General features: G+C 68.8%; 23 protein-coding genes. 16 read left to right on the top strand and 7 right to left on the bottom strand.

Features of this window, described 5'->3' with window-relative positions:
• Positions 1 to 54: 54 nt before the first annotated feature.
• Positions 55 to 981, top strand: coding sequence for an LCP family protein (locus tag AWB94_RS00015; protein WP_062660060.1), 927 nt, complete (start codon positions 55 to 57; stop codon positions 979 to 981).
• Between the two features lie 127 nt (positions 982 to 1,108).
• Positions 1,109 to 1,654, top strand: coding sequence for a ferritin (locus tag AWB94_RS00020; RefSeq protein WP_062660230.1), 546 nt, complete (start codon positions 1,109 to 1,111; stop codon positions 1,652 to 1,654).
• On the opposite strand, the gene AWB94_RS00025 is transcribed toward AWB94_RS00020, so the two are convergent.
• Genes AWB94_RS00025 through AWB94_RS00035 form a run of 3 tightly spaced genes read right to left on the bottom strand, consistent with a single transcriptional unit; the run spans position 1,651 to position 3,948 of the window.
• Entirely contained in the window at positions 1,651 to 2,517 is an 867-nt protein-coding gene (locus AWB94_RS00025; protein ID WP_062660059.1) for a glycerophosphodiester phosphodiesterase, read from the bottom strand. The two genes, AWB94_RS00020 and AWB94_RS00025, sit on opposite strands and share 4 nt — an antisense overlap.
• A gap of 4 nt (positions 2,518 to 2,521) precedes the next feature.
• Complete coding sequence (locus AWB94_RS00030; protein ID WP_062660058.1) at positions 2,522 to 3,586, bottom strand: DUF4328 domain-containing protein; 1,065 nt, start codon at positions 3,584 to 3,586, stop codon at positions 2,522 to 2,524.
• A 20-nt stretch (positions 3,587 to 3,606) separates the two neighbouring features.
• The gene (locus AWB94_RS00035) at positions 3,607 to 3,948 is read right to left on the bottom strand and encodes a rhodanese-like domain-containing protein (RefSeq protein ID WP_062660057.1); all 342 of its coding nucleotides are present in this window, start codon (positions 3,946 to 3,948) and stop codon (positions 3,607 to 3,609) included.
• A 475-nt stretch (positions 3,949 to 4,423) separates the two neighbouring features.
• Here AWB94_RS00035 and AWB94_RS34865 point away from each other — a divergent pair, with 475 nt between their 5' ends.
• From AWB94_RS34865 to AWB94_RS00055, 5 genes are all read left to right on the top strand, one after another.
• Complete coding sequence (locus tag AWB94_RS34865; protein WP_165605430.1) at positions 4,424 to 4,579, top strand: hypothetical protein; 156 nt, start codon at positions 4,424 to 4,426, stop codon at positions 4,577 to 4,579.
• A 187-nt stretch (positions 4,580 to 4,766) separates the two neighbouring features.
• The gene (locus AWB94_RS00040) at positions 4,767 to 5,390 is read left to right on the top strand and encodes a superoxide dismutase (protein ID WP_062660056.1); all 624 of its coding nucleotides are present in this window, start codon (positions 4,767 to 4,769) and stop codon (positions 5,388 to 5,390) included.
• Between the two features lie 171 nt (positions 5,391 to 5,561).
• Entirely contained in the window at positions 5,562 to 6,095 is a 534-nt protein-coding gene (locus tag AWB94_RS00045; RefSeq protein WP_062660055.1) for a hypothetical protein, read from the top strand.
• Between the two features lie 271 nt (positions 6,096 to 6,366).
• Positions 6,367 to 7,083, top strand: coding sequence for a TMEM165/GDT1 family protein (locus AWB94_RS00050; RefSeq protein ID WP_062660054.1), 717 nt, complete (start codon positions 6,367 to 6,369; stop codon positions 7,081 to 7,083).
• Positions 7,084 to 7,519: 436 nt separating this feature from the next.
• Positions 7,520 to 7,918: a helix-turn-helix domain-containing protein gene (locus AWB94_RS00055; protein ID WP_024455859.1), complete on the top strand. Its 399-nt coding sequence runs from the start codon at positions 7,520 to 7,522 to the stop codon at positions 7,916 to 7,918.
• Between the two features lie 41 nt (positions 7,919 to 7,959).
• Here the strand turns inward: AWB94_RS00055 and AWB94_RS00060 are convergent, their stop codons facing one another.
• The 3 genes from AWB94_RS00060 to AWB94_RS00070 all read right to left on the bottom strand — a co-directional run bounded on the left by AWB94_RS00060 (position 7,960) and on the right by AWB94_RS00070 (position 10,483).
• Complete coding sequence (locus AWB94_RS00060) at positions 7,960 to 9,150, bottom strand: hypothetical protein (RefSeq protein WP_062660053.1); 1,191 nt, start codon at positions 9,148 to 9,150, stop codon at positions 7,960 to 7,962.
• Positions 9,147 to 9,638, bottom strand: coding sequence for an ImmA/IrrE family metallo-endopeptidase (locus AWB94_RS00065; RefSeq protein ID WP_024455857.1), 492 nt, complete (start codon positions 9,636 to 9,638; stop codon positions 9,147 to 9,149). Before AWB94_RS00065 ends, AWB94_RS00060 begins: the two co-directional genes overlap by 4 nt.
• 62 nt (positions 9,639 to 9,700) lie before the next feature.
• Positions 9,701 to 10,483: a hypothetical protein gene (locus AWB94_RS00070; RefSeq protein ID WP_062660052.1), complete on the bottom strand. Its 783-nt coding sequence runs from the start codon at positions 10,481 to 10,483 to the stop codon at positions 9,701 to 9,703.
• A 440-nt stretch (positions 10,484 to 10,923) separates the two neighbouring features.
• Between AWB94_RS00070 and AWB94_RS00080 the strand changes: the two genes are divergently transcribed.
• From AWB94_RS00080 to rraA, 7 genes are all read left to right on the top strand, one after another.
• Positions 10,924 to 11,592, top strand: coding sequence for a DUF6474 family protein (locus AWB94_RS00080; protein WP_062660050.1), 669 nt, complete (start codon positions 10,924 to 10,926; stop codon positions 11,590 to 11,592).
• An 11-nt stretch (positions 11,593 to 11,603) separates the two neighbouring features.
• Positions 11,604 to 12,113 (top strand): hypothetical protein, encoded by a 510-nt coding sequence (locus AWB94_RS00085; protein ID WP_062660049.1) that lies wholly within the window; start codon positions 11,604 to 11,606, stop codon positions 12,111 to 12,113.
• Positions 12,114 to 12,152: 39 nt separating this feature from the next.
• Positions 12,153 to 12,824: a YcnI family copper-binding membrane protein gene (locus AWB94_RS00090; RefSeq protein WP_062660048.1), complete on the top strand. Its 672-nt coding sequence runs from the start codon at positions 12,153 to 12,155 to the stop codon at positions 12,822 to 12,824.
• Entirely contained in the window at positions 12,821 to 13,324 is a 504-nt protein-coding gene (locus AWB94_RS00095; protein ID WP_062660047.1) for a copper resistance CopC family protein, read from the top strand. The genes AWB94_RS00090 and AWB94_RS00095 overlap by 4 nt, the downstream gene beginning before the upstream one ends.
• Positions 13,321 to 14,232, top strand: a complete 912-nt coding sequence (locus AWB94_RS00100; protein ID WP_109762696.1) for a CopD family protein — start codon at positions 13,321 to 13,323, stop codon at positions 14,230 to 14,232. Before AWB94_RS00095 ends, AWB94_RS00100 begins: the two co-directional genes overlap by 4 nt.
• 61 nt (positions 14,233 to 14,293) lie before the next feature.
• A complete protein-coding gene (locus tag AWB94_RS00105) occupies positions 14,294 to 14,707 on the top strand; it encodes a hypothetical protein (RefSeq protein WP_062660045.1) in 414 nt (137 codons plus the stop codon).
• A 23-nt stretch (positions 14,708 to 14,730) separates the two neighbouring features.
• Complete coding sequence (gene rraA / locus AWB94_RS00110) at positions 14,731 to 15,213, top strand: ribonuclease E activity regulator RraA (protein ID WP_062660044.1); 483 nt, start codon at positions 14,731 to 14,733, stop codon at positions 15,211 to 15,213.
• Positions 15,214 to 15,277: 64 nt separating this feature from the next.
• On the opposite strand, the gene AWB94_RS00115 is transcribed toward rraA, so the two are convergent.
• On the bottom strand, positions 15,278 to 16,747 hold the full coding sequence (locus AWB94_RS00115; RefSeq protein WP_062660043.1) for a flavin-containing monooxygenase: 1,470 nt from the start codon (positions 16,745 to 16,747) through the stop codon (positions 15,278 to 15,280).
• A gap of 77 nt (positions 16,748 to 16,824) precedes the next feature.
• On the opposite strand from AWB94_RS00115, the gene AWB94_RS00120 reads away from it, so the two are divergent.
• Positions 16,825 to 17,466: a TetR/AcrR family transcriptional regulator gene (locus tag AWB94_RS00120; RefSeq protein ID WP_062660042.1), complete on the top strand. Its 642-nt coding sequence runs from the start codon at positions 16,825 to 16,827 to the stop codon at positions 17,464 to 17,466.
• 24 nt (positions 17,467 to 17,490) lie between these two features.
• Entirely contained in the window at positions 17,491 to 18,705 is a 1,215-nt protein-coding gene (gene dinB / locus AWB94_RS00125) for a DNA polymerase IV (protein WP_062660041.1), read from the top strand.
• Positions 18,706 to 18,720 lie beyond the last annotated feature (15 nt).

Consider the following 18,720-nt stretch of genomic DNA (forward strand, 5'->3'; position numbering starts at 1 on the left):
CCCGCCAAGCCGCGTCGTCGGGGTCGCGTCCGCCGCGCAGCCGCCCTGCTCACGGTGCTGCTGCTGATCGTGCTGGCCGCCGGTGTCGCCGGTGCGGCCTGGTTCGACACCACCCTGCAGCGGGTGCCGGCGCTGGCCAACTACCCCGACCGCCCGGCGCCGGGCAAAGGTGTCACGTGGCTGCTCGTCGGCTCGGACAGCAGGCAGCACCTCTCGCCCGAACAGCAGGCTGAGCTGGCCACCGGCGGTGACGTGGGCAACGGCCGGACCGACACCATCCTGCTGGTCCACATCGGCGGATTCGGCTCGGGCGTGCCGACCACGATGGTGTCGCTGCCGCGCGACTCCTACGTCGACATTCCCGGGCACGGCCAGGACAAGATCAACGCCGCCTTCGCCATCGGCGGCGCACCACTGCTCGCGCAGACGGTGGAACAGGCCACCGGCCTGCGGCTGGACCACTACGCCGAGGTCGGCTTCGACGGTTTCGCCGAACTCGTCGACGCCATCGGGGGCGTCACCATGTGCCCGGCCGAACCGATCACCGACCCCCTGGCCGGTATCGACCTCCCGGCCGGCTGCCAGGAACTCGACGGCCGCAACGCCCTGGGCTTCGTGCGCTCGCGCGCCACGCCGCGCGCGGACCTGGACCGGATGCTCAACCAGCGGGCCTTCATGTCGGCGCTGCTGCACCGGGCCGCCGGCCCGGAGGTGCTGCTGAATCCGCTGCGGTGGTACCCGATGGTCCACGCCGTCGGCAGCGCACTCACGGTGGATCAGGGTGGGCATGTCTGGGACCTGGCCAGATTGGGGTGGGCGCTGCACGGTGACACCGTGACGACGACGGTGCCCATCGGGGAATTCACCAGCAGTGACTCCGGCGCGGTGGTGGTCTGGGACAGCGATGCCGCCGGCCGGTTGTTCGCCGCACTCGCCGCCGACACTGCGGTTCCCGCGGATGTACTGAACCTGGGATCCTGACCGCACAGCAAACTTTTTGATGCGCCAGTAGAGAGGTGTAACTGGAGTCACTCCAGTTAGGAAACGCTAACCTCCGTAAGGGTCACCTTCGCTGACAGGGCCTCTGACCTGCGTTATTGTCATGACCATGACCGACGCGACCGCTCTCGACACCAAATTCAACACCCTCCTGCGTGAGCAGATCCGGGCCGAATTCACCGCGTCGCAGCAATACATCGCCATTGCCGTGTACTGCGATGGATCCGATCTGCCGCAGCTGGCCGCGCACTTCTACGCCCAGTCGGTGGAGGAGCGCAACCACGCCATGATGCTGGTCCAGTACCTGCTCGATCGTGACCTGGACATCGAGATCCCCGGCATCGATGCCGTGCACAACTCCTTCGAAAGCCCCGCGCAGGCGCTGCGGCTGGCGCTGGAGCAGGAGCGCACCGTCACCGAGCAGATCACCCGGCTGGCCAGCGTCGCCCGGGAAGAGGGCGACTATCTCGGCGAGCAGTACATGCAGTGGTTCCTCAAGGAGCAGGTCGAGGAGGTGGCGACCATGACGTCTCTGGTGCGGATCGCCGAGCGCGCCGGAGCCAACCTGTTCCACCTGGAGGACTTCGTCGCCCGTGAACTCGCGCGCGGCGCCGCCGACCCGAGCGCGCCCAAGGCCGCCGGCGGCAACCTCTAGTCCCGGCCCACCCCGGTCAGACCGTTCTGCAGCCAGTCCTTGGTGCGGCCGGGGTGATTGGTGGCGACCCAGCCCACCCCGACGTCCCGGCAGTACCGCACGTCCTCGTAGTGGTCGACGGTCCAGCAGTACAGGGCGCGGCCCTGGGCGGCGGCACGGTCGACGAGTTCGGGGTGCTCCCGCAAGGTGGCGATCGACGGCCCGACGGCGGTGGCGCCCACCGTCGTGGCGGCGCTGCCGCCGAGGTAGCGCGATGTCTCCCCCAGCAGCACGGTGGGCAGCATCGGCGCCGCCCGCCGGATCCGCCACACCGCCGCGGCGGAGAACGACATCACCACTGCTCTGGCCAGGTCGGCCGAGGCCGGTGCCGCAATGCCGTACCGGTGCAGCACCGCCAGCACCTTGCTCTCCACCAGCGCGCCGTAGCGCACCGGGTGTTTGGTCTCGATGAACAGCTTGACCGGCCGTTTCCAGTCGAGCACCAACGTGATCAACGCGTCCAGCGTCAGCAGTCCGGTATCGCCGGTACCGCCGCTCTCACGCCAGCCGGTGTGCCAGGACCCGAAGTCGAGTTCGCGTAGCTGGGCCAAGGTCATCTCGCTGACCAGACCGGTGCCGTTCGAGGTGCGGTCGACGCGGCGATCGTGCACGCACACCAGGTGGCCGTCCCTGGTCAGCCGCACATCGCACTCGACGCCGTCGGTACCCTCCTGCAGCGCGAGCTCGTAGGCGGCCAGGGTGTGCTCGGGGCGCTCGGCCGACGCGCCGCGGTGCGCGACGACGAAGGGGTGACGTTCGGCCGCCGGTCCCGCTGTCGGTTCCGATCTGGCCGGCCCAGTGGCGCCGGCGTCGCCCGCGGTCATATGGCTATGCTGCCGGGTTTTGGTCTTCGGTCTCAACCGCTGGCGCGGAATCGGTCTCGTGGACCGCGGATTCCCCGTCCTGCGGGCCGGTGGCCACCATCACCCAGCGTTTGACGGGCCGGTCGACCGGCCTGCTCTCGAAGCCCTGGAAGACCTGCAGCACCAGCACGACGGCGGCCAGCGCAAGCAGATAGGCGATCGTGGTGGTCACCGTGTTGTTGGCGATGCCCTGCGCGTCGCTGACAAAGCTCGTCGCGATGGACATCACCGAGACCGCCGTGCTGAAAACCCAGGTGATCCACCACGCCGTGATCCGCAGCCCCGTGCGGCCCTCCGCGCGGGCCAGCTCGATGAGAAACACCGGCGCCCAGAACAGGTTGACCAGCGGCACCAGGCAGCCCGCCCACAACTGCCATTTCGACCGCGGATCGTCTCGACCGTTGTGCGCGAACACGCCGGCCCGGCGGGCGATCAGCCAATTGGTCAGCACCACGGCGGTCACGATCACGCCGAACAGCGCCAGCGCGCTGGCAGCCACTCCGACCCAGGTCACCACCCCGGCCAGCACGGGGTTCAGCAGCACGGACCGATTGATCAGCAGCAGGGCATAACGCAGGATGTGCATCACCGCGGCGAAGCCCAACAAGGCCATCGTGGTGACCAGCGTGGCCCGGACCATGGTCGCCGACGGACCGCGACGCGCCTCGGCGTCGACGGCGGCGCCCGGGGCGTAGTCACCGGGCGGGCCGTACAGGCTCCAGCGCGGGATGCTCGCGTAGCGCGGCGTGGGCCCCAGCGGGCGACGCTGACGCCGGGGCGGGGGCGCCGCACCGGGGCGCACGGCGATCCATTTGAACCCTTGTGGCAGCGGGCCGGGCTGTGGACGGGCGGGCGGCCGGCTCGGCGCGCCGGCCGGTGGTCGCCACCTCGGATCAGGGCCACCCGGCTGCGGCGGGACAGGCGGCAACACGCCGGGGGCCAGCAGCGTGCCCCGGCACCGCGGGCACCAGACCCGCTGGCGATCGCGGACGTTCCACCGCGTCCCGCACTGGGCGCAGACCTGAATCACCGGTCCAGCCTACGGCGTGTTCAGACCGTGCCCGCGGCGCCGCCGTCGGTGGTCACCGGCCGTCCGGCCTGCACCCACGCCAGCATGCCGCCGGTCACGTTGATGGGTTCGAAACCTTCCCTGGCCAGGTACTGGGCCACCCGCAGGGACCGCCCGCCGGCATGGCAGACAACGTAGAGCGTCGCGTCGCGGTCGATCTCGTCGATCCGCGCGGGCACGTCACCCATCGGAATGTGCTGCGCACCGGCGGCGTGGCCGCGCTGCCATTCGTCGTCCTCGCGGACGTCCAGCAGCACCACCGCGTCGCCGAAATCCACGGGGACGTCCTTCACATCGGCATGGGCCACGTCACTGTCAGACATGAGCAGACATTGTGGTCGGTCCCGCTGGGTGGGCAAGGCGTCGGGTCATGGACTCCATGCTGGCACGGGTCCGGGGGCCGCGGCGTCGGTTCGACGGTCGCACGGACGGTCATCGAACGTGACAGCAATGATTCGGCTATCCACAGTTTCCACAGGTTCATCCACAGGCACCGGGTGCCACCGCACCGCCGCACGCACGCCTCTCCGCGGTCTGGCTGTGGATAACCTGAGCCCGCAGCGGCGCTGTCATCAACAAGTCCGGGCCGCGCCGAGCGAAAAAGGTTGCTCAGCTAACTTTCGCCGAAAATCGGGCGGGCCGGGGTGGTTCCCGCCGCCGCCCACTTTCAAACGTGCCGGGCCGGTGCGACGGCCGGATTTCCCGCCGGACAGCTAAGGGTTTATGATCACCGTCACTACAGCCGTGTGACAGATCTCACTGGGGGATGTTTCGAATCGTGCAGGTCAGGAGCTTGTGATGGCAGCGCACTCAATGGGCCACGGATCGGCCGTGCCGCAGTCGGACTGGCAGGGTACGTCGCGGATGTACGGCAACCAGGCCATGGCGTGCCTGCGCGCCGGCGTCATCGCCCTCGTCCTGCTCGCCGTACTCGCACTCATCGTCTTGACCTGAGTTATCGACCTGACCCGAACGAGTTTTATTCCCCGTGTGCGCTAACGGCACACGTCCTTGCGGTGTCAGCTGTGATCGGGCAAGGATGGTGTCGAGCTTGTTGTCGAGATTTCCGACGCCGAACTCCGCCGCGATCCACCCGACGCGGCCCGCATGACCGCGGATCACATGACTAGGAAGGAAGCCAGTGGCTGAATACACCCTCCCGGAGCTTGATTACGACTACAGCGCCCTGGAACCCCACATTTCCGGACAGATCAACGAGATCCACCACACCAAGCATCACGCCACCTACGTCAAGGGCCTGAACGACGCGCTGGCCAAGCTTGAGGAAGCCCGCGCCAACGGCGACCAGTCGGCCATCTTCCTGAACGAGAAGAACCTGGCGTTCCACCTCGGCGGGCACGTCAACCACAGCATCTGGTGGAAGAACCTCTCCCCCAACGGTGGCGACAAGCCCACCGGTGAGCTCGCGCAGGCGATCGACGACCAGTTCGGTTCGTTCGACAAGTTCCGCGCGCAGTTCACCGCCGCGGCCAACGGCTTGCAGGGCTCCGGCTGGGCGGTGCTCGGCTACGACAGCCTCGGGGATCGGCTGCTGACCTTCCAGCTGTACGACCAGCAGGCCAACGTGCCGCTGGGCATCATCCCGCTGCTGCAGGTCGACATGTGGGAGCACGCCTACTACCTGCAGTACAAGAACGTGAAGGCCGACTACGTCACCGCGTTCTGGAACGTCGTCAACTGGGCCGACGTCCAGGACCGGTTCGCCAAGGCCACCGCCAAGACCGCTGGCCTGATCTTCGGCTGAGCCGGCCGGCTCGCAGCACGGGCCCCGCACGTCATCGCCTTTCCTGGCGACGTGCGGGGCCCGTTGCATTTGGCACTCGTGTCCTCTTGCGTGCTAGCCACTTCCTGCCTCATCCTTGGCAAATCGACCCACAGCAGTGTCGTCAGCATTCCAACACTGTCGGGAGGCCAGATGGAGACCGGACCCCAACGTGCGGTGGAGATCGCCCCGTTCCATGCTCGTGGTTCTTTGAAGGGGTTTGTGGTTTCCGGCCGTTGGCCGGATTCGACCAAGGAGTGGGCCCAGTTGTTGATGGTGGCCGTGCGGGTGGCCTCCATGCCCGGATTGCTTTCCACCACAACCATATTCGGAGTCCGCGAGGAACTCCCCGAGCAACCCGCTCCCGGCACGGTCGGTCTGGTACTGGCAGAAGGCACCGTGGTAGGTGAATCCGCCATTCCCCCAGGCTTTTTCGCCGATCACCAACCGCCGGCCCTGATGATGCTGCATCCGCCTTCGGAGACGACGCCGTCGCTGCCCGAATGCACCGGCGCCGCTTCGGGTTGCGTGCTGTTGCCCGGGCTTCCGCATCTGGGCCTGGAACACCGGGCGGCCTGGGTGGAAGCCGAGTCCGACGGGACGGTCACGTCGATGGTCAGCCGCGTCGGCGTGGACCCCATCAGCCATCCGGACACCGCGATCCTTGCGATGCTGCTTGCCGCATAACGCTTTTCGCATCGGGTAGCAAGAAAGTACGGGTACCCGAATCCGCCGGCAGGGGTGGCGCCGTTGCCGCGCAACGGTTATCGTCGGTGGCATCAGCGAAGGGGAGTAGCCCCCAATCGTCGTGTCGACATACTGGCAGCGCGCATCCGATGTGCGCAGGCCCGGCCGGCGAACCGCTCCTCGATCCTGGGGTGGTGGGCGAGACCTTCGACCGAACGTCCGGAGACCATCAGCGCATGGTCGGCCGGCGCCGCGTCGAAAGGTCGCCCTCGTGCTCAGTGCCGCACTCGTCAGTCTCGGAGTGGTGTTCGTCGCCGAGTTGGGCGACAAGTCCCAGCTGATCACCATGACCTACGCCCTGCGGCATCGGTGGTGGGTGGTGCTCTCCGGCGTCGGTATCGCCGCCTTCCTGGTGCACGGACTGTCCGTCACCATCGGGCACTTCCTGGGCCTGTCACTGCCCGAGCGTCCCATCGCCTTCGCCGCGGCCATCGCCTTCCTGCTCTTCGCGGTGTGGACCTGGCGCGACAGCCGCGCCGCGGATGACGACACCGAGGATGTCCGGGTGGCCGAACCGCGGTTCATCGTGTTCGCGGTGGTGTCTTCGTTCGTGCTGGCCGAGCTCGGGGACAAGACGATGCTCGCCACGGTGGCGCTCGCCAGTGACCACAATTGGGCGGGCGTCTGGATCGGCGCGACGATCGGCATGGTGGCCGCCGACGGGGTGGCCATCGCCGCGGGAACGCTGCTGCATCGCCGGCTGCCCGAGCGCTTCCTGCACAGCATGGCCGCGGTGCTGTTCGCGCTGTTCGGCCTGTGGATCCTCTTCGACAACGCCCTGCATCTGCCATGGGTGGCCGCAGTGGTGACGGGCACGCTCGCGCTGAGTGCGCTGGGGACCGCGCTGGTCCGGTATCGGCGGTCCAAGGGCGGGTCCGCGGCGAGCGGTCCATCGACGGCACTGGATTCGTCGCCGGAATATCGCTGAATCGCCGCTGGCTACTGTCATCCGATCGGACGACACTAGTCCGTCGACTGCCCTGCCCTCCTGGTTACGTGGCCCGACGGAATCTGGTGTCGACGACGACCCATATTTCGCCAGTGCCAGCAGCAAATCCACCATTCCGCTTTGCTGCGGGCAGCGTCCGCAGCTGGGCGGAACCCCTGGGCAGCTGTGACAATGCGCCCCGGCGGGCCGCTTCGGGCAAAACAACGGATACGTCATTTTTTTGTTCGCCGGACCGGCGGTCCCGGGTTTCTGAAAGTGCCTGCCGTGCTGCTGGGGGGCCTAGCGGCGTATGCTGAATCTGCATGGTCCGACTTTTCAGTGGTTTGCACTTGGTTGTGGCGACAACACTCGCTACGATGATCAGCAAATACGAGACTGATGTACAACACTCGTGAGTTATGTGGAGGAAAGTTAGATGAGCAAGACGTTCGCCGCCCGGCTGAACAGGTTGTTCGAGACGGTTTACCCGCCGGGGCGCGGCCCGCATACATCTGCTGAGGTCATCGGTGCGCTGAAGGCCGAAGGTGTGACGATGTCTGCTCCGTATCTCTCGCAGCTGCGGTCGGGCAACCGCACCAATCCTTCGGTTGCCACGATGGCGGCCCTGGCCAACTTCTTCCGCATCAAGCCGGCGTACTTCACCGATGACGAGTACTACGAGAAGCTCGACAAGGAGCTGACCTGGCTGGCCAACATGCGGGACGAGGGTGTGCGCCGCATCGCCGCCCGCACCGTCGGACTGTCGCCCGAGTCCCAGCAGGACTTGGCACTCAAGGCCGACGAGTTGCGCCGCAAGGAGAATCTCGACAGCTGACCGGAGCCCGTCTGGTCGCCGTAAACGGTGTCACCGCGCGTTCAGCGCTCGGTGGCACCGTTTGTGCGTTTCGGCCCCGTGCGTTCGAGTTCGCAATACTGCTCGGCGATGGCCAGGATCCACTCGCGGTCAGAGAAGGTCGCCGGCTGGCGGAGCCAGTTGAGCCCGGGGAACTCGGCGTTGGCCGCATCGCGGCCCGCGCCGCGGCCGTCGTAGATCCACTGGGCGATCCCCTTGGCCTGCTCCTCCGCCGGGACCGGGGGCCCGTCCAGCTCGGCGATGTCGGCGAAGTCCACCACGTCGTCGGCGGCGTCGTCGTCGCGTGCCGCGGATCCGTTGGACTTGACCCGCCTGCGCATCGCCTCGGCGGCAGTGGCCTCCAGGTACAGCGAGTCCGAGATGAGCGACATCTGTTCGGCCACCCGGAACAGCAGCGGCCCGCGGGGCCGCACACCGATACCCACGTCCGGGTGCCGCAGGCTCAGCTCGGCCAGTAGCGGCGACACCGTGCGCAGTTCCCGGCGCGCACCGAACCAGTCTTCGACGCTGGGCAGTAGTGAGCCCCCCGCCACCACCAACATGGCGCAGCCCAGCAGCGTCGCGGCCGAGCCCACACCCAGCAGCTCGGTGGTCCCTACCGCCCGCAACAGGAAGAACGCGCTGGCGAGCACGATCAGCACGATCCCGATGCTGAACACGAACAACGCCCGCCCGCGACGGGTGCGGTTGGAATGGCGCATGCCGGCCCAGGCCACCAGCGTCAGTGCGAGCAACACGTACAGCAGGGGCAGCAGCCACGCCGACCATCCGCCGGCGGAGCCCAGGTTGCGTCGCAGGTACTCCTCCGGGGCCATCTCGGGTTCCTGGCCGGAGACGAAGAACGCCACCATGGTGACGACCGCGATGACGGCGGCCACCACGTACTGGGCGATGGCGATACGCCGGATGGTGGCCGGTTTACGGTCGGAGGCGACGGTGGTGATCATGACGCAGCTGCCCGCCGCGCACGAGATGAGCGCCACCTGACTGAGTCCCACGGCGATATTGGGCCAGTGCAGCGCGGTGTCGATCAGCAGGGTCAGCGGCTGCCAGTTCAAGGCCGCGACCGTGCCGAGGCTGCCCAGCGCCAGGATCATCGCGGTGCTGACCAGCGATTGCTTGTTGACCAGGGCCCATCCGATGCGCAACCCGGTTGCCAGTCCCAGCAGTCCGGCGAGCACCCAGACGATCAACCAAACGCCTCTCCGAGCCGCACCTGGACCATCGACGAACGATCCGACGGCAGCCGGCCGAGCCGATAGATCAGCAACGCGGCGAAATCCTCCGCCTCCTGCTCGGCATCCTCACCGGCCGGACCCATGCACCCGGTCCGTTGATTCAGCATGTAGCCGATGAGGTCGGAACCGGCCAATTCCATGGCTCCGCGGGCCGCCTCCACCACCGGGATGCCGTCATGTCCGAGCACCAGATGACCGAGCTCGTGGGCCAGCGTGCGGTCCCACGCCGGCAATCCCTTCTGGATCAGGAAGACGTCGTGGTCAGCGTACTGTCGCCATTGTCCGCACACCCCGGCCGGAAGTTCGGCCATCTTGAGTTCGATCGGCCGGCCGCGGTCGGCGCTGACGGCTTCCACCAATCGGGGCACGGACACCTCGCCCTTGCGCGGGGCAAGGTCCAGGACGGCACTGACAGCTTTGGTCACGCGGCGACTAGCAGGCATTTCGACCTCCTTCCGATACTTCCACTATGGTGCCGTAACGCGGCGCAGGCCAGCGATTGCGGTCAACTGGTGAATCTGGCCGACCGCCGGGCGCTCAAAGCGAGCGCCGAGCGGGCCTGTCGGTATCCAATGATCCCACCCGCAGCCGTCAGCAACATCATTCCGGTGACGCCCGGGACCGCCACGGCAACCACGTGGGGGATGTCGGCCGTGCGCAGGTAGTCGCCGTACCCGGCGCGGTAGGACACCGGCACGACGGCCCTGTCGACCGCCTGAACCGGTGTGTGCGGTGGCTCCGGCGCGACGGCGCCCGGCGGTCCCGGGGGTGGCGGCGGCACCGACGGTCCCGGCGTCCCGCTGGATCCATCGGATCCCCCGCCCGCAGCGGGCAGAGGTGGCAGGTCGATCACCGGCAACACGGGCAACGGGCTGGTGATCGCGGGCGGGGCCGGCAGGCCCGACAGAGCGCCGTTCGGGGTCGGCTTGGGCAACTGCATGACCGGCGGACGTACGGGCTTGACCGTCGGTGGCTTGGGCGCGGCACTGCCGAGTCCGCCGTTGCCGTTACCGGACTTCTGCACCCCTGGCTTGGGCCACCACCACGGTAGGCAGTGCTGTCCCTTCTGGTCGCAGTCGTCGGGGTCGTCGGGGTCGTCGGGGTCGTCGGGGTCGGTCGGGTCGTCGACTCTGCCCGGATCTGCGGGCGTCGACGGTTCGCCGGCGGGCGTCCCCGTCGCCGTGGACGTCCCGCTTCCCGCGCCCTCGGAGTGTTTGCTGGAGCCGCCTGCGGCGGCACCGGTACCGGACTTCGGCGCCGTGCTGTCGCGTCCGTTCCCCACGGTCACCCGGGGCGGGTGCGTAAGCCCGCCCGGCCGACCGGGATGGGTGCCGCCGGCACTGCCCGTATCGGGTTCCGCAGCACCGGAGGATGCGTCACCCGTGCTGTCGCCGATCGTGCCGGTACCGCCTGCACCATCACTTTCGTCCGGGCCGGCAAACGCGACCGCACCGCAGGAACCACCGACGAACAGGCCGGAAGCGACCAAACAGGCTGCCGCCGCGACTCGCCCCCGTGACTTCACGTCGTCACCCCCTCACGGCGCCACACGCTCCGCCGGCAGAAATTTACCCGATTGTCGCATATTGCGACCGAAATGTTTGCTGCAGAGGGGATCCCGGTAGCGCGGGAGGACACCGGCGGCCGACGCGTGGTACGGGCGATAGTGTTGGCCACACTGCCGTCCGGTGACCGCGGCAGGCGACGAGATTCCGGGAGGCAACGCCGATGGGCCTGTTCACGCGACGCAAGAGCCGGGCGACCCGCCGAGCCGAGGCCCGCGCCATCAAGAGCGCCGCCACGAAGAAGGCCAAGCTGGAGGCCAAACTCGCGGCCAAGAACGACGCCCGACGCTACAAGGCCGACCGCAAGGACCAGTCCCGTGCGCTCAAGGCTCAGCTGCGGGCGCAGCGGGACAGCGACCGGGCCGCCCTGAAGGTTGCTGAGACCCAGCTGAAGGCCGCCCGTGAGGGCAAACTGCTCTCACCCACCCGGATTCGCCGAACGCTGACGGTATCGCGGCTGCTCGCGCCGATTCTGGTGCCGCTGGCCTACCGCGCCGCGGTGGCCGCGCGCGGACTCCTCGATCAACGCCGCGCCGACCGGCTCGGGGTTCCGCTGAGCCAGCTCGGCCAGTTCTCCGGGCACGGGGCGGCGCTGGCTGCGCGTATCGCCGGTGCCGAGCAGACGCTGCAGCAGGTGGCGGCCAAGAAACCCAAGGATGCGGAGACCAAGCAGTTCGTCACCGCGATCACCGATCGGCTGACCGACCTGTCGGCAGCGGTCACGGCCGCCGAGAACATGCCCACCCAGCGCCGCGCGTCCGCCCATGACGCGATCAGAGCGCAACTCGACGGTATCGACGCCGACCTGCTCGCCCGGCTCGGAATCGGCTGAGCCACCGCATCATGACCGCCGCCACGCCTCGCCGGCCCGCGCTGCTGCGCGGTGCCGCCGTCGGGGCGCTGACGGCCGCTTTGGCATTCGCCGCGCACGGAACCGCCGCCGGAGCGTTCCCGTCGGGCGGCGCCATCACCGCGCTGCTGGTTCTGGCGGGCGCCGTCGCGGCGGTGGCCGCCGTCGCCCGCGGCGGCCTGGCCACCCTGGCGGCGGTGCTGGCGGCCGGCCAGGCGATCGGCCACCAATTGCTCGGTGTCGACGGCCATTCCCATCTGCAGGTGAACCCGGCGGCGATGCTGGCCGCGCACACCGTCGCCGTGGGCGCCGGTGCACTGCTGATCGCCGCCGGGGAACGGCTGGGCGCGGCACTGTCGCGCACCGTCGCGGTCATCACCGGACCGCGGTCACCGCGGGTGCCGTCCGTCGCGCGGGCCTGTCGCAGCGGCGGTCAGCCGCTGCAGTCCGCCCTGCTGGTTCGGGCATCCATATCGCATCGGGGTCCACCGGTTGCGGCCTGACCGCCCAACCGACCCTCGACCCAGAAAGCCCATAACCGAATGCACTACACCCATCGGGCGCCCGCGCGCGCCCTTCTCACGCTGGCCGCGGCCGGCGCCGCCCTGCTCACTGCCGCACCGGCATCTGCGCATGTCCACGTCGACGCCGACGACGCCCACCCCGGCAGCACCGCCGTGCTGACCTTCAAGGTGCCTGGCGAGTCCGAAAAGGGAGCGCTGACAACACAATTCAGCGTAACCCTGCCCAATGTCGCCTCCGCCCGCACCGAGCTGATGCCGGGTTGGACCGCCCGGCTGGACCGCGACAGCGCCGCGGGCACCGTCCGGTCGGTCACCTGGACCGCCGCACCGCAGGTCGGCATCTCCCCGGAGCAGTTCGGGTTGTTCAGGATCTCGGTGACCCTGCCGAACCAGGACAACGTCAGCTTCCCGGCCACCCAGACCTATTCCGACGGCACCGTCGTGCGCTGGGATCAGCCACCGCTGCCCGGCGGGGGCGAGCCCGAGTATCCGGCTCCGGAGCTGTCCCTGACCGGTACACCCGAAGCTGCACACGCCCCGGCACCGGCACCGGCGGCCGCACCCACGGCGGCGCCACCGGCCGAGCCGGCGCGCCGAGCGGACAACGGTGCCCGCTGGCTGGCCGGCGGGGCGCTCGCGCTGGCCGCGGTCGCCGTGGCGGTCGCCCTGATCGGACGCCGGCGCGCATGAGGTGGCGCGCCCTCGGGCTGATCAGCGCCGTGCTGGCCGTCGCCGCGTTGCTGGGTGCCGGGGTCGCCTCGGCGCACGCGGTGCGGGTGTCCAGTGACCCCGCCCCCGACGCGGTGCTGACGGCGGGACCGGCCCGGATCACCGCCACCTTCAACGAACAACTCCAGACGGCGTTTGCCTCGATGACGCTGGTCGGTCCGGACGGCAACCTGTGGTCGACGGGCGAGGCCCGGGTGCAGGGACCGGCGGTCGAGGTGGATCTGCGTCCGCTCGGCCCGGTCGGCACGTACACCGCCAACTACCGGGTGACCTCCGCCGACGGTCATGTGGTGAGCGGGTCGTGGTCGTTCCGGCTGTCGGTCGCCGGCACCGGGACGCCGGGGCCGCCGGTGGCCGCTCCGCGGGCCGGTGACGACGAGTTCCCGATCTGGCCGTTCGTGGTCCTCGCGGTGGCGATCGTGGGGGCGGGCGCCTGGTGGAGCCGGCGCCGACGGACGTGAGGAAAGCGCTCGCCGCCGCCGCCGCGCTGGGGGTGGGTCTCGCGCTGGCATGGGCGCTGACCTACCCCCAGCCGGCGGTCGCCGCGACGGTGACGCGGGCCGCGGCCGATATCAGTGCGGTGCTGGTGCTCGGCCTGGCGCTGATACCGGCGTTGGAGGCCGCGCGCTACCGCGACGAACTGGCCCGGCGCAGCTCGTCGGCCCTGGTGGTCGCGGCGGCGGTGTGGCTGACCGCGGAGCTGACCCGGTTGGTCGTCGCCGCCGCCGATACCGCGGCGGTACCGCTGGGCGCCCTCGGCGCCCGGACCACCGTCGAATATGCGATGTCGACGGTGGCGGGCCGGGCCGACCTGATCTGCGTGCTGGCCGCGGCGCTGGTGGGCCTGCTCGCCGTCACGGTGCGGACACCGGCCGCGGGCGTGGCGGTGGCCGGCGTCGCCGCGATCGGCACCACGGCACGCACCCTTGCCGGCCATCTCTCCGAGAATGCGTTCGGCGGCGTTGCGGTCACCCTGCACGCACTGGCGGCCGCGGTGTGGTGCGGCCTGCTGGCGGCGCTCGTGCTCACCGTGGGCCATCGGGGCCGGTGGGCCCGCATGCTGCCGCGATTCTCGGCGCTGTCACTGTGGTGCGTGGTGGTGCTGCTGGTCGCCGGCGTCGGCAGCGCGGTGGTGACGCTCGAGCGGCCCGAACAGCTGTGGAGCACCGGATACGGTCGGTTGATCCTGGCCAAGGTGCTGCTCACTGCCGCGCTCATGGTGCTGGCCTGGCGAAATCGGACCGGCTGGCTGCCCTCGGCGCGCGGACATCGAGTCACGGCGCAGGGCTCCAGCCGGCGCTCCTACCCGGAGTTGGCCCTGATGATGGTGGCGTTGACGCTGGCGGCGGCGCTGGCGGTCTCCGGATAGAAATCCACCGGCTGGCATGATGGAACCACTGCCTGTGCGAAACAGCGAAGGAGCGCCCCACATGGCCGACGAGCCGGACCGGCCCGACGAGACACCGACCGAGCAGCCGCCGGTTCCGCCCGCCAAGAAGGTTCCCGCAAAGAAGGCGCCGGCGAAGAAGGCTCCCGTGAAGAAGGCCACACCGGCCAAGAAAGCCGCACCCGCCAAGAAAGCAGCGCCCGCGAAGAAGACGGCACCCGCCAAGAAAGCCGTACCGGCGAAGAAGGCCGCCCCGCCCGCCCCCGAGCAGCCGTCGCCGGTCAAAGAGGTTGCCGCGCAAGCGAAATCGACCGTCGCCTCGGTCCCGTCACCGTTGACCGCAGTGCCGTCGACCGCTCCCGAGCAGTCCCGCCTGCCGCTGGCGGCGGCCCTGGTGGCCGGGCTGCTCGCCGTGCTGGTGGTCTATCTGGCGCGCCGCGGCGCCGGAGAGGACTGAGCTGCCTCGCTAGCATCGACGGCGTGAGCATCGAACCCCGCGCGACCGCCGATCTGGTCGACGAGATCTATCCCGACGTCCGCAGCTGCGATCTGCAGTTGCAGAACTACGGGGCCCGCACCGCTTTCGCCGGCCGGATCACCACCGTGCGCTGCTTCCAGGACAACGCCCTGCTGAAGTCCATCCTGTCGACGCCGGGCGAAGGCGGTGTGCTCGTCGTCGACGGTGCCGGCTCGCTGCACACCGCGCTGGTGGGCGACATCATCGCCGGGTTGGCCGGCGACAACGGCTGGGCCGGAATCATCGTGCACGGCGCAGTCCGCGACGCCTCGACGCTGCGCACCATCGACGTCGGGATCAAGGCGCTGGGTACCAATCCCCGCAAGGGCACCAAAACCGGTGCGGGAGAGCGCGATATCGAGGTCACCTTCGGCGGCGTGACATTCGTCCCCGGCGATATCGCCTACAGCGACGAGGACGGCATCGTGGTGGTCGCACCGTCCTGAGCCCATCAGACGCAAAGTCCCGCACTTCCCTCAGGAAATGCGGGACTCGGTGTCTGGCAGGCGGTTAGACCTTCACCGGCGCGCGGTGTTTGGTGAAGTGCAGCGACTCCTCGTCGACCTTGCCGTACCGGATGGTGCGCAGGTCGATGAAGTAGTTCTGCTTGAGCCGCCACGGTGCCTGGGAACCGGACTTGGGCAGGGTATCCATGGCGCGGCGGAAATATCCGGGGCTGAAGTCCATGAACGGTTCCTCGCCCACCGATGCCCCGGGATGCTGCGGTTCGACGCGGTCGAAACCGTGCTCGTCCATGTAGTTCAGCACGCGGCAGATGAACTCGGACACCAGGTCCGCCTTCAGCGTCCAGGACGCGTTGGTGTACCCGAAGGTGATGGCCATGTTCGGCACACCGGAGAGCATCAGGCCCTTGTAGCACATGGTACTGGGAAGGTCGATGGGCTCGCCGTTGCGCAGCGCCTTCGCGCCGCCGAACAACTGCATGTTCAAACCCGTTGCGGTGATGATGATGTCGGCCGTCAACTCCTCGCCGGAGTTCAGCTTGATGCCCGTCTCGGTGAACCGTTCGATGGTGTCGGTGACGACGTCGGCCTTGCCCGAGCGGATGGCCTTGAACAGATCGCCGTTGGGCGCCAAGCAGACTCGCTCATCCCACGGGTTGTATCGCGGGCTGAAGTGCTTGTCGTAGTCGAAGCCCTCGGGCAGTCGGCGGGTCGCCATCTCGCGCAGCGCCTTCTTGAAGACGCCCGGGAACTTGCGCGCGATCTGGTACTGGCCGGTGCTGTAGGCGATGGCCTTCCACCGGTTCACCCAGTGCGCCAGGTTCTTCGGCAGGTACTTGTTCGCTTGCGCCGCCACCGGATCCTCCAAGGGCAGCGACCCGATGTAGGTGGGCGACCGCTGGAGCATGGTGACGTGGCCGGCACCGCCGTCGACCAACGACGGGATCAGCGTCACCGCCGTGGCCCCGGAACCGATGACGACGATCTTCCTGCCGGCGTAGTCAAGGTCCTCGGGCCAATGCTGCGGATGGATGATCTGGCCCTTGAAGTCCTCAGCCCCGGCGAACGTCGGCGAGTAGCCTTGGTCGTAGTTGTAGTAACCGCTGCACACCGACAGGAACGACGCGGTGATCTGCTTTTCCTGCCCGTCGCTCTCGATGGTCACGGTCCACCTGTTGTCGGCGTCGGACCAGTCCGCGGCCGTCACCTTCTGGCCGGTGCGGATGTGCTTGTCGATGCCGTTCTCCACGGCTGCCTCGTTGATGTAGTTCCAGATCGACGGGCCGTCGGCGATGGAGCGGGCCGAGGTCCACGGCTTGAACCGGAAGCCGAGGGTGAACATGTCCGAGTCGGACCGGATACCGGGATATTTGAAGAGGTCCCACGTGCCGCCGATGTTCTCGCGGCGCTCCAGGATGACGTAACTCTTGGACGGACAGCGCCGCTGCAGGTGCCAGGCGGTGCTGATGCCGGAGATGCCGGCACCCACGATCACGACATCGAAGTGTTCGTTCATGGGACCGACGGTATCAACAATGCGTCGAGCGGGTCAACAGTGTGTCGAAATATTCGACATGGCGTAAAGTCGGCTGCGTGACCACCGCCAGCCAGACCCGTGCCCCCCGCGGCCGCCGCTCCGCCCGGCCCTCCGGGGACGACCGTGAGCAGGCGATTCTGGCAACCGCGACGCGACTGCTGGAGAGTCGGTCGTTCGCCGACATCTCGGTCGACGACCTGGCCAAGGGTGCGGGCATCTCACGGCCGACCTTCTACTTCTACTTCGCCTCGAAGGAAGCGGTGCTGCTCACGCTCATCGAGCCCCTGATCAAGCTGGCCGACACCGGGTTCGACCACGCGATGGACAGCATGCCCGCCGAACCGCATCAGGCCATCCGGCGCGGGATCGAGATCTTCTTCAGCTCGTTCGGATCGCACCCCGCCACCGCGCGCGCGGGCGTCGAAGCGGTGACCACCAGCCCCGAGTTCCGTGCCGTCTGGCAGGGTTTGATGCAGAAGTGGATCGCGATGACCGCGGCGCTCATCAAGGTCGAGCGTGAGCGTGGTGCTGCCCCGGAGACCATCCCTGCGCTGGATCTCGCGACGTCGCTGAACCTGATGAACGAGCGCACCATGATGGCGACGCTGGCCGGCGAGCAGCCGGCCGTCGAGAACGACAAGGTCGTCGACACCCTCACCCACATCTGGCTGACCAGTATCTACGGCGCCCAACCCTGACCTGTCGGACCCCGGTGCGAGCATATGTTCGTGTCAGGGCCCGTTCCCACCGCGAGCATTCTGCACGCGGACCTCGACTCGTTCTACGCCTCGGTGGAGCAACGAGACGACCCGGCGCTGCGTGGGCGCCCCGTCATCGTGGGAGCCGGCGTGGTGCTCGCGGCCAGCTACGAGGCGAAGGCCTACGGGGTGCGCACCGCCATGGGCGGCCACCTTGCCCGCCGGCTGTGTCCCCACGCCATCGTGGTGCCGCCCCGGATGTCGGCCTACTCCGACGCCAGCCGCGCCGTCTTCGACGTCTTTCACGACACCACACCCGTGGTCGAGCCGCTGCCGGTGGACGAGGCGTTCCTCGACGTGTCCGGGCTGGGCCGGGTGGCGGGCACCCCGGTACACATCGGGGCGACGCTGCGCGATCGGGTCCGGGACCGGGTCGGGCTGCCCATCACCGTCGGCATCGCGCGCACCAAGTTCCTCGCCAAGGTCGCCAGCCAGCAGGCCAAACCCGATGGCCTGCTGCTGGTTCCGCCCGACCGCGAGCTGGCGTTCCTGCACCCCTTACCGGTGCGCAGCCTGTGGGGCGTGGGCGCCAAGACGGCCGAGAAACTCCAGGCGCACGGCATCCACACCGTCGCCGACGTAGCCGAACTGAGCGAGACCTCGCTGGCCGCGATGGTGGGCGGAGCCATGGGACGGCAATTGTTCTGCCTGTCGCGCAACATCGATCGTCGCCGGGTGGTCACCGGGGTGCGACGCCGGTCGGTGGGTGCTCAGCGGGCGCTGGGGCGGGCTGGGAACACCATGTCGGGCACCGAGATCGACGCGGTGGTCGTCAACTTGGTGGACCGGATCACCCGGCGGATGCGGTCCGGCGGGCGCACCGGGCGCACGGTGGTGCTGCGGTTGCGTTTCGACGACTTCGGCAGGGTCACCCGCTCACACACCCTGCCCAGGGCCACCGCGTCGACAGAGGTGGTGTTGGCGGCCGCTCGGCAGCTGGTGGCCGCGGCGGGCCCGTTGATCGCCGAGCGGGGCCTGACGCTCATCGGGTTCGCGGTGTCGAACATCGACCGCGACGGCGCCGCCCAGTTGGAACTACCTTTCGACGGCGGCGGTGATCCCGTGGCGATCGACGCCGCCGTGGACCGGGTGCGGGAACGATTCGGGAACGCGATGTTGACCCGTGGGGTGCTGGTCGGGCGTGATCCGGGACTGGAGATGCCGATGCTGCCCGATTGACCGAGTGGTGCCGCG

This window comes from Mycolicibacterium canariasense (genome assembly GCF_002101555.1).
In the GTDB taxonomy this organism is placed as follows: Bacteria; Actinomycetota; Actinomycetes; order Mycobacteriales; family Mycobacteriaceae; genus Mycobacterium; species Mycobacterium canariasense.

What these genes read in the sequence shown, in the direction of transcription:
- AWB94_RS00055 (WP_024455859.1), top strand. Translation starts at nt 7,520, where the DNA reads ATGAGCAAGACGTTCGCCGCCCGGCTGAACAGGTTGTTCGAGACGGTT.
- AWB94_RS34865 (WP_165605430.1), top strand. Translation starts at nt 4,424, where the DNA reads ATGGCAGCGCACTCAATGGGCCACGGATCGGCCGTGCCGCAGTCGGAC.
- AWB94_RS00090 (WP_062660048.1), top strand. Translation starts at nt 12,153, where the DNA reads ATGCACTACACCCATCGGGCGCCCGCGCGCGCCCTTCTCACGCTGGCC.
- AWB94_RS00020 (WP_062660230.1), top strand. Translation starts at nt 1,109, where the DNA reads ATGACCGACGCGACCGCTCTCGACACCAAATTCAACACCCTCCTGCGT.
- AWB94_RS00025 (WP_062660059.1), bottom strand. Translation starts at nt 2,517, where the DNA reads ATGACCGCGGGCGACGCCGGCGCCACTGGGCCGGCCAGATCGGAACCG.
- AWB94_RS00065 (WP_024455857.1), bottom strand. Translation starts at nt 9,638, where the DNA reads ATGCCTGCTAGTCGCCGCGTGACCAAAGCTGTCAGTGCCGTCCTGGAC.
- AWB94_RS00105 (WP_062660045.1), top strand. Translation starts at nt 14,294, where the DNA reads ATGGCCGACGAGCCGGACCGGCCCGACGAGACACCGACCGAGCAGCCG.
- AWB94_RS00115 (WP_062660043.1), bottom strand. Translation starts at nt 16,747, where the DNA reads ATGAACGAACACTTCGATGTCGTGATCGTGGGTGCCGGCATCTCCGGC.
- AWB94_RS00035 (WP_062660057.1), bottom strand. Translation starts at nt 3,948, where the DNA reads ATGTCTGACAGTGACGTGGCCCATGCCGATGTGAAGGACGTCCCCGTG.
- AWB94_RS00045 (WP_062660055.1), top strand. Translation starts at nt 5,562, where the DNA reads ATGGAGACCGGACCCCAACGTGCGGTGGAGATCGCCCCGTTCCATGCT.
- dinB (WP_062660041.1), top strand. Translation starts at nt 17,491, where the DNA reads ATGTTCGTGTCAGGGCCCGTTCCCACCGCGAGCATTCTGCACGCGGAC.
- AWB94_RS00095 (WP_062660047.1), top strand. Translation starts at nt 12,821, where the DNA reads ATGAGGTGGCGCGCCCTCGGGCTGATCAGCGCCGTGCTGGCCGTCGCC.
- AWB94_RS00085 (WP_062660049.1), top strand. Translation starts at nt 11,604, where the DNA reads ATGACCGCCGCCACGCCTCGCCGGCCCGCGCTGCTGCGCGGTGCCGCC.
- AWB94_RS00080 (WP_062660050.1), top strand. Translation starts at nt 10,924, where the DNA reads ATGGGCCTGTTCACGCGACGCAAGAGCCGGGCGACCCGCCGAGCCGAG.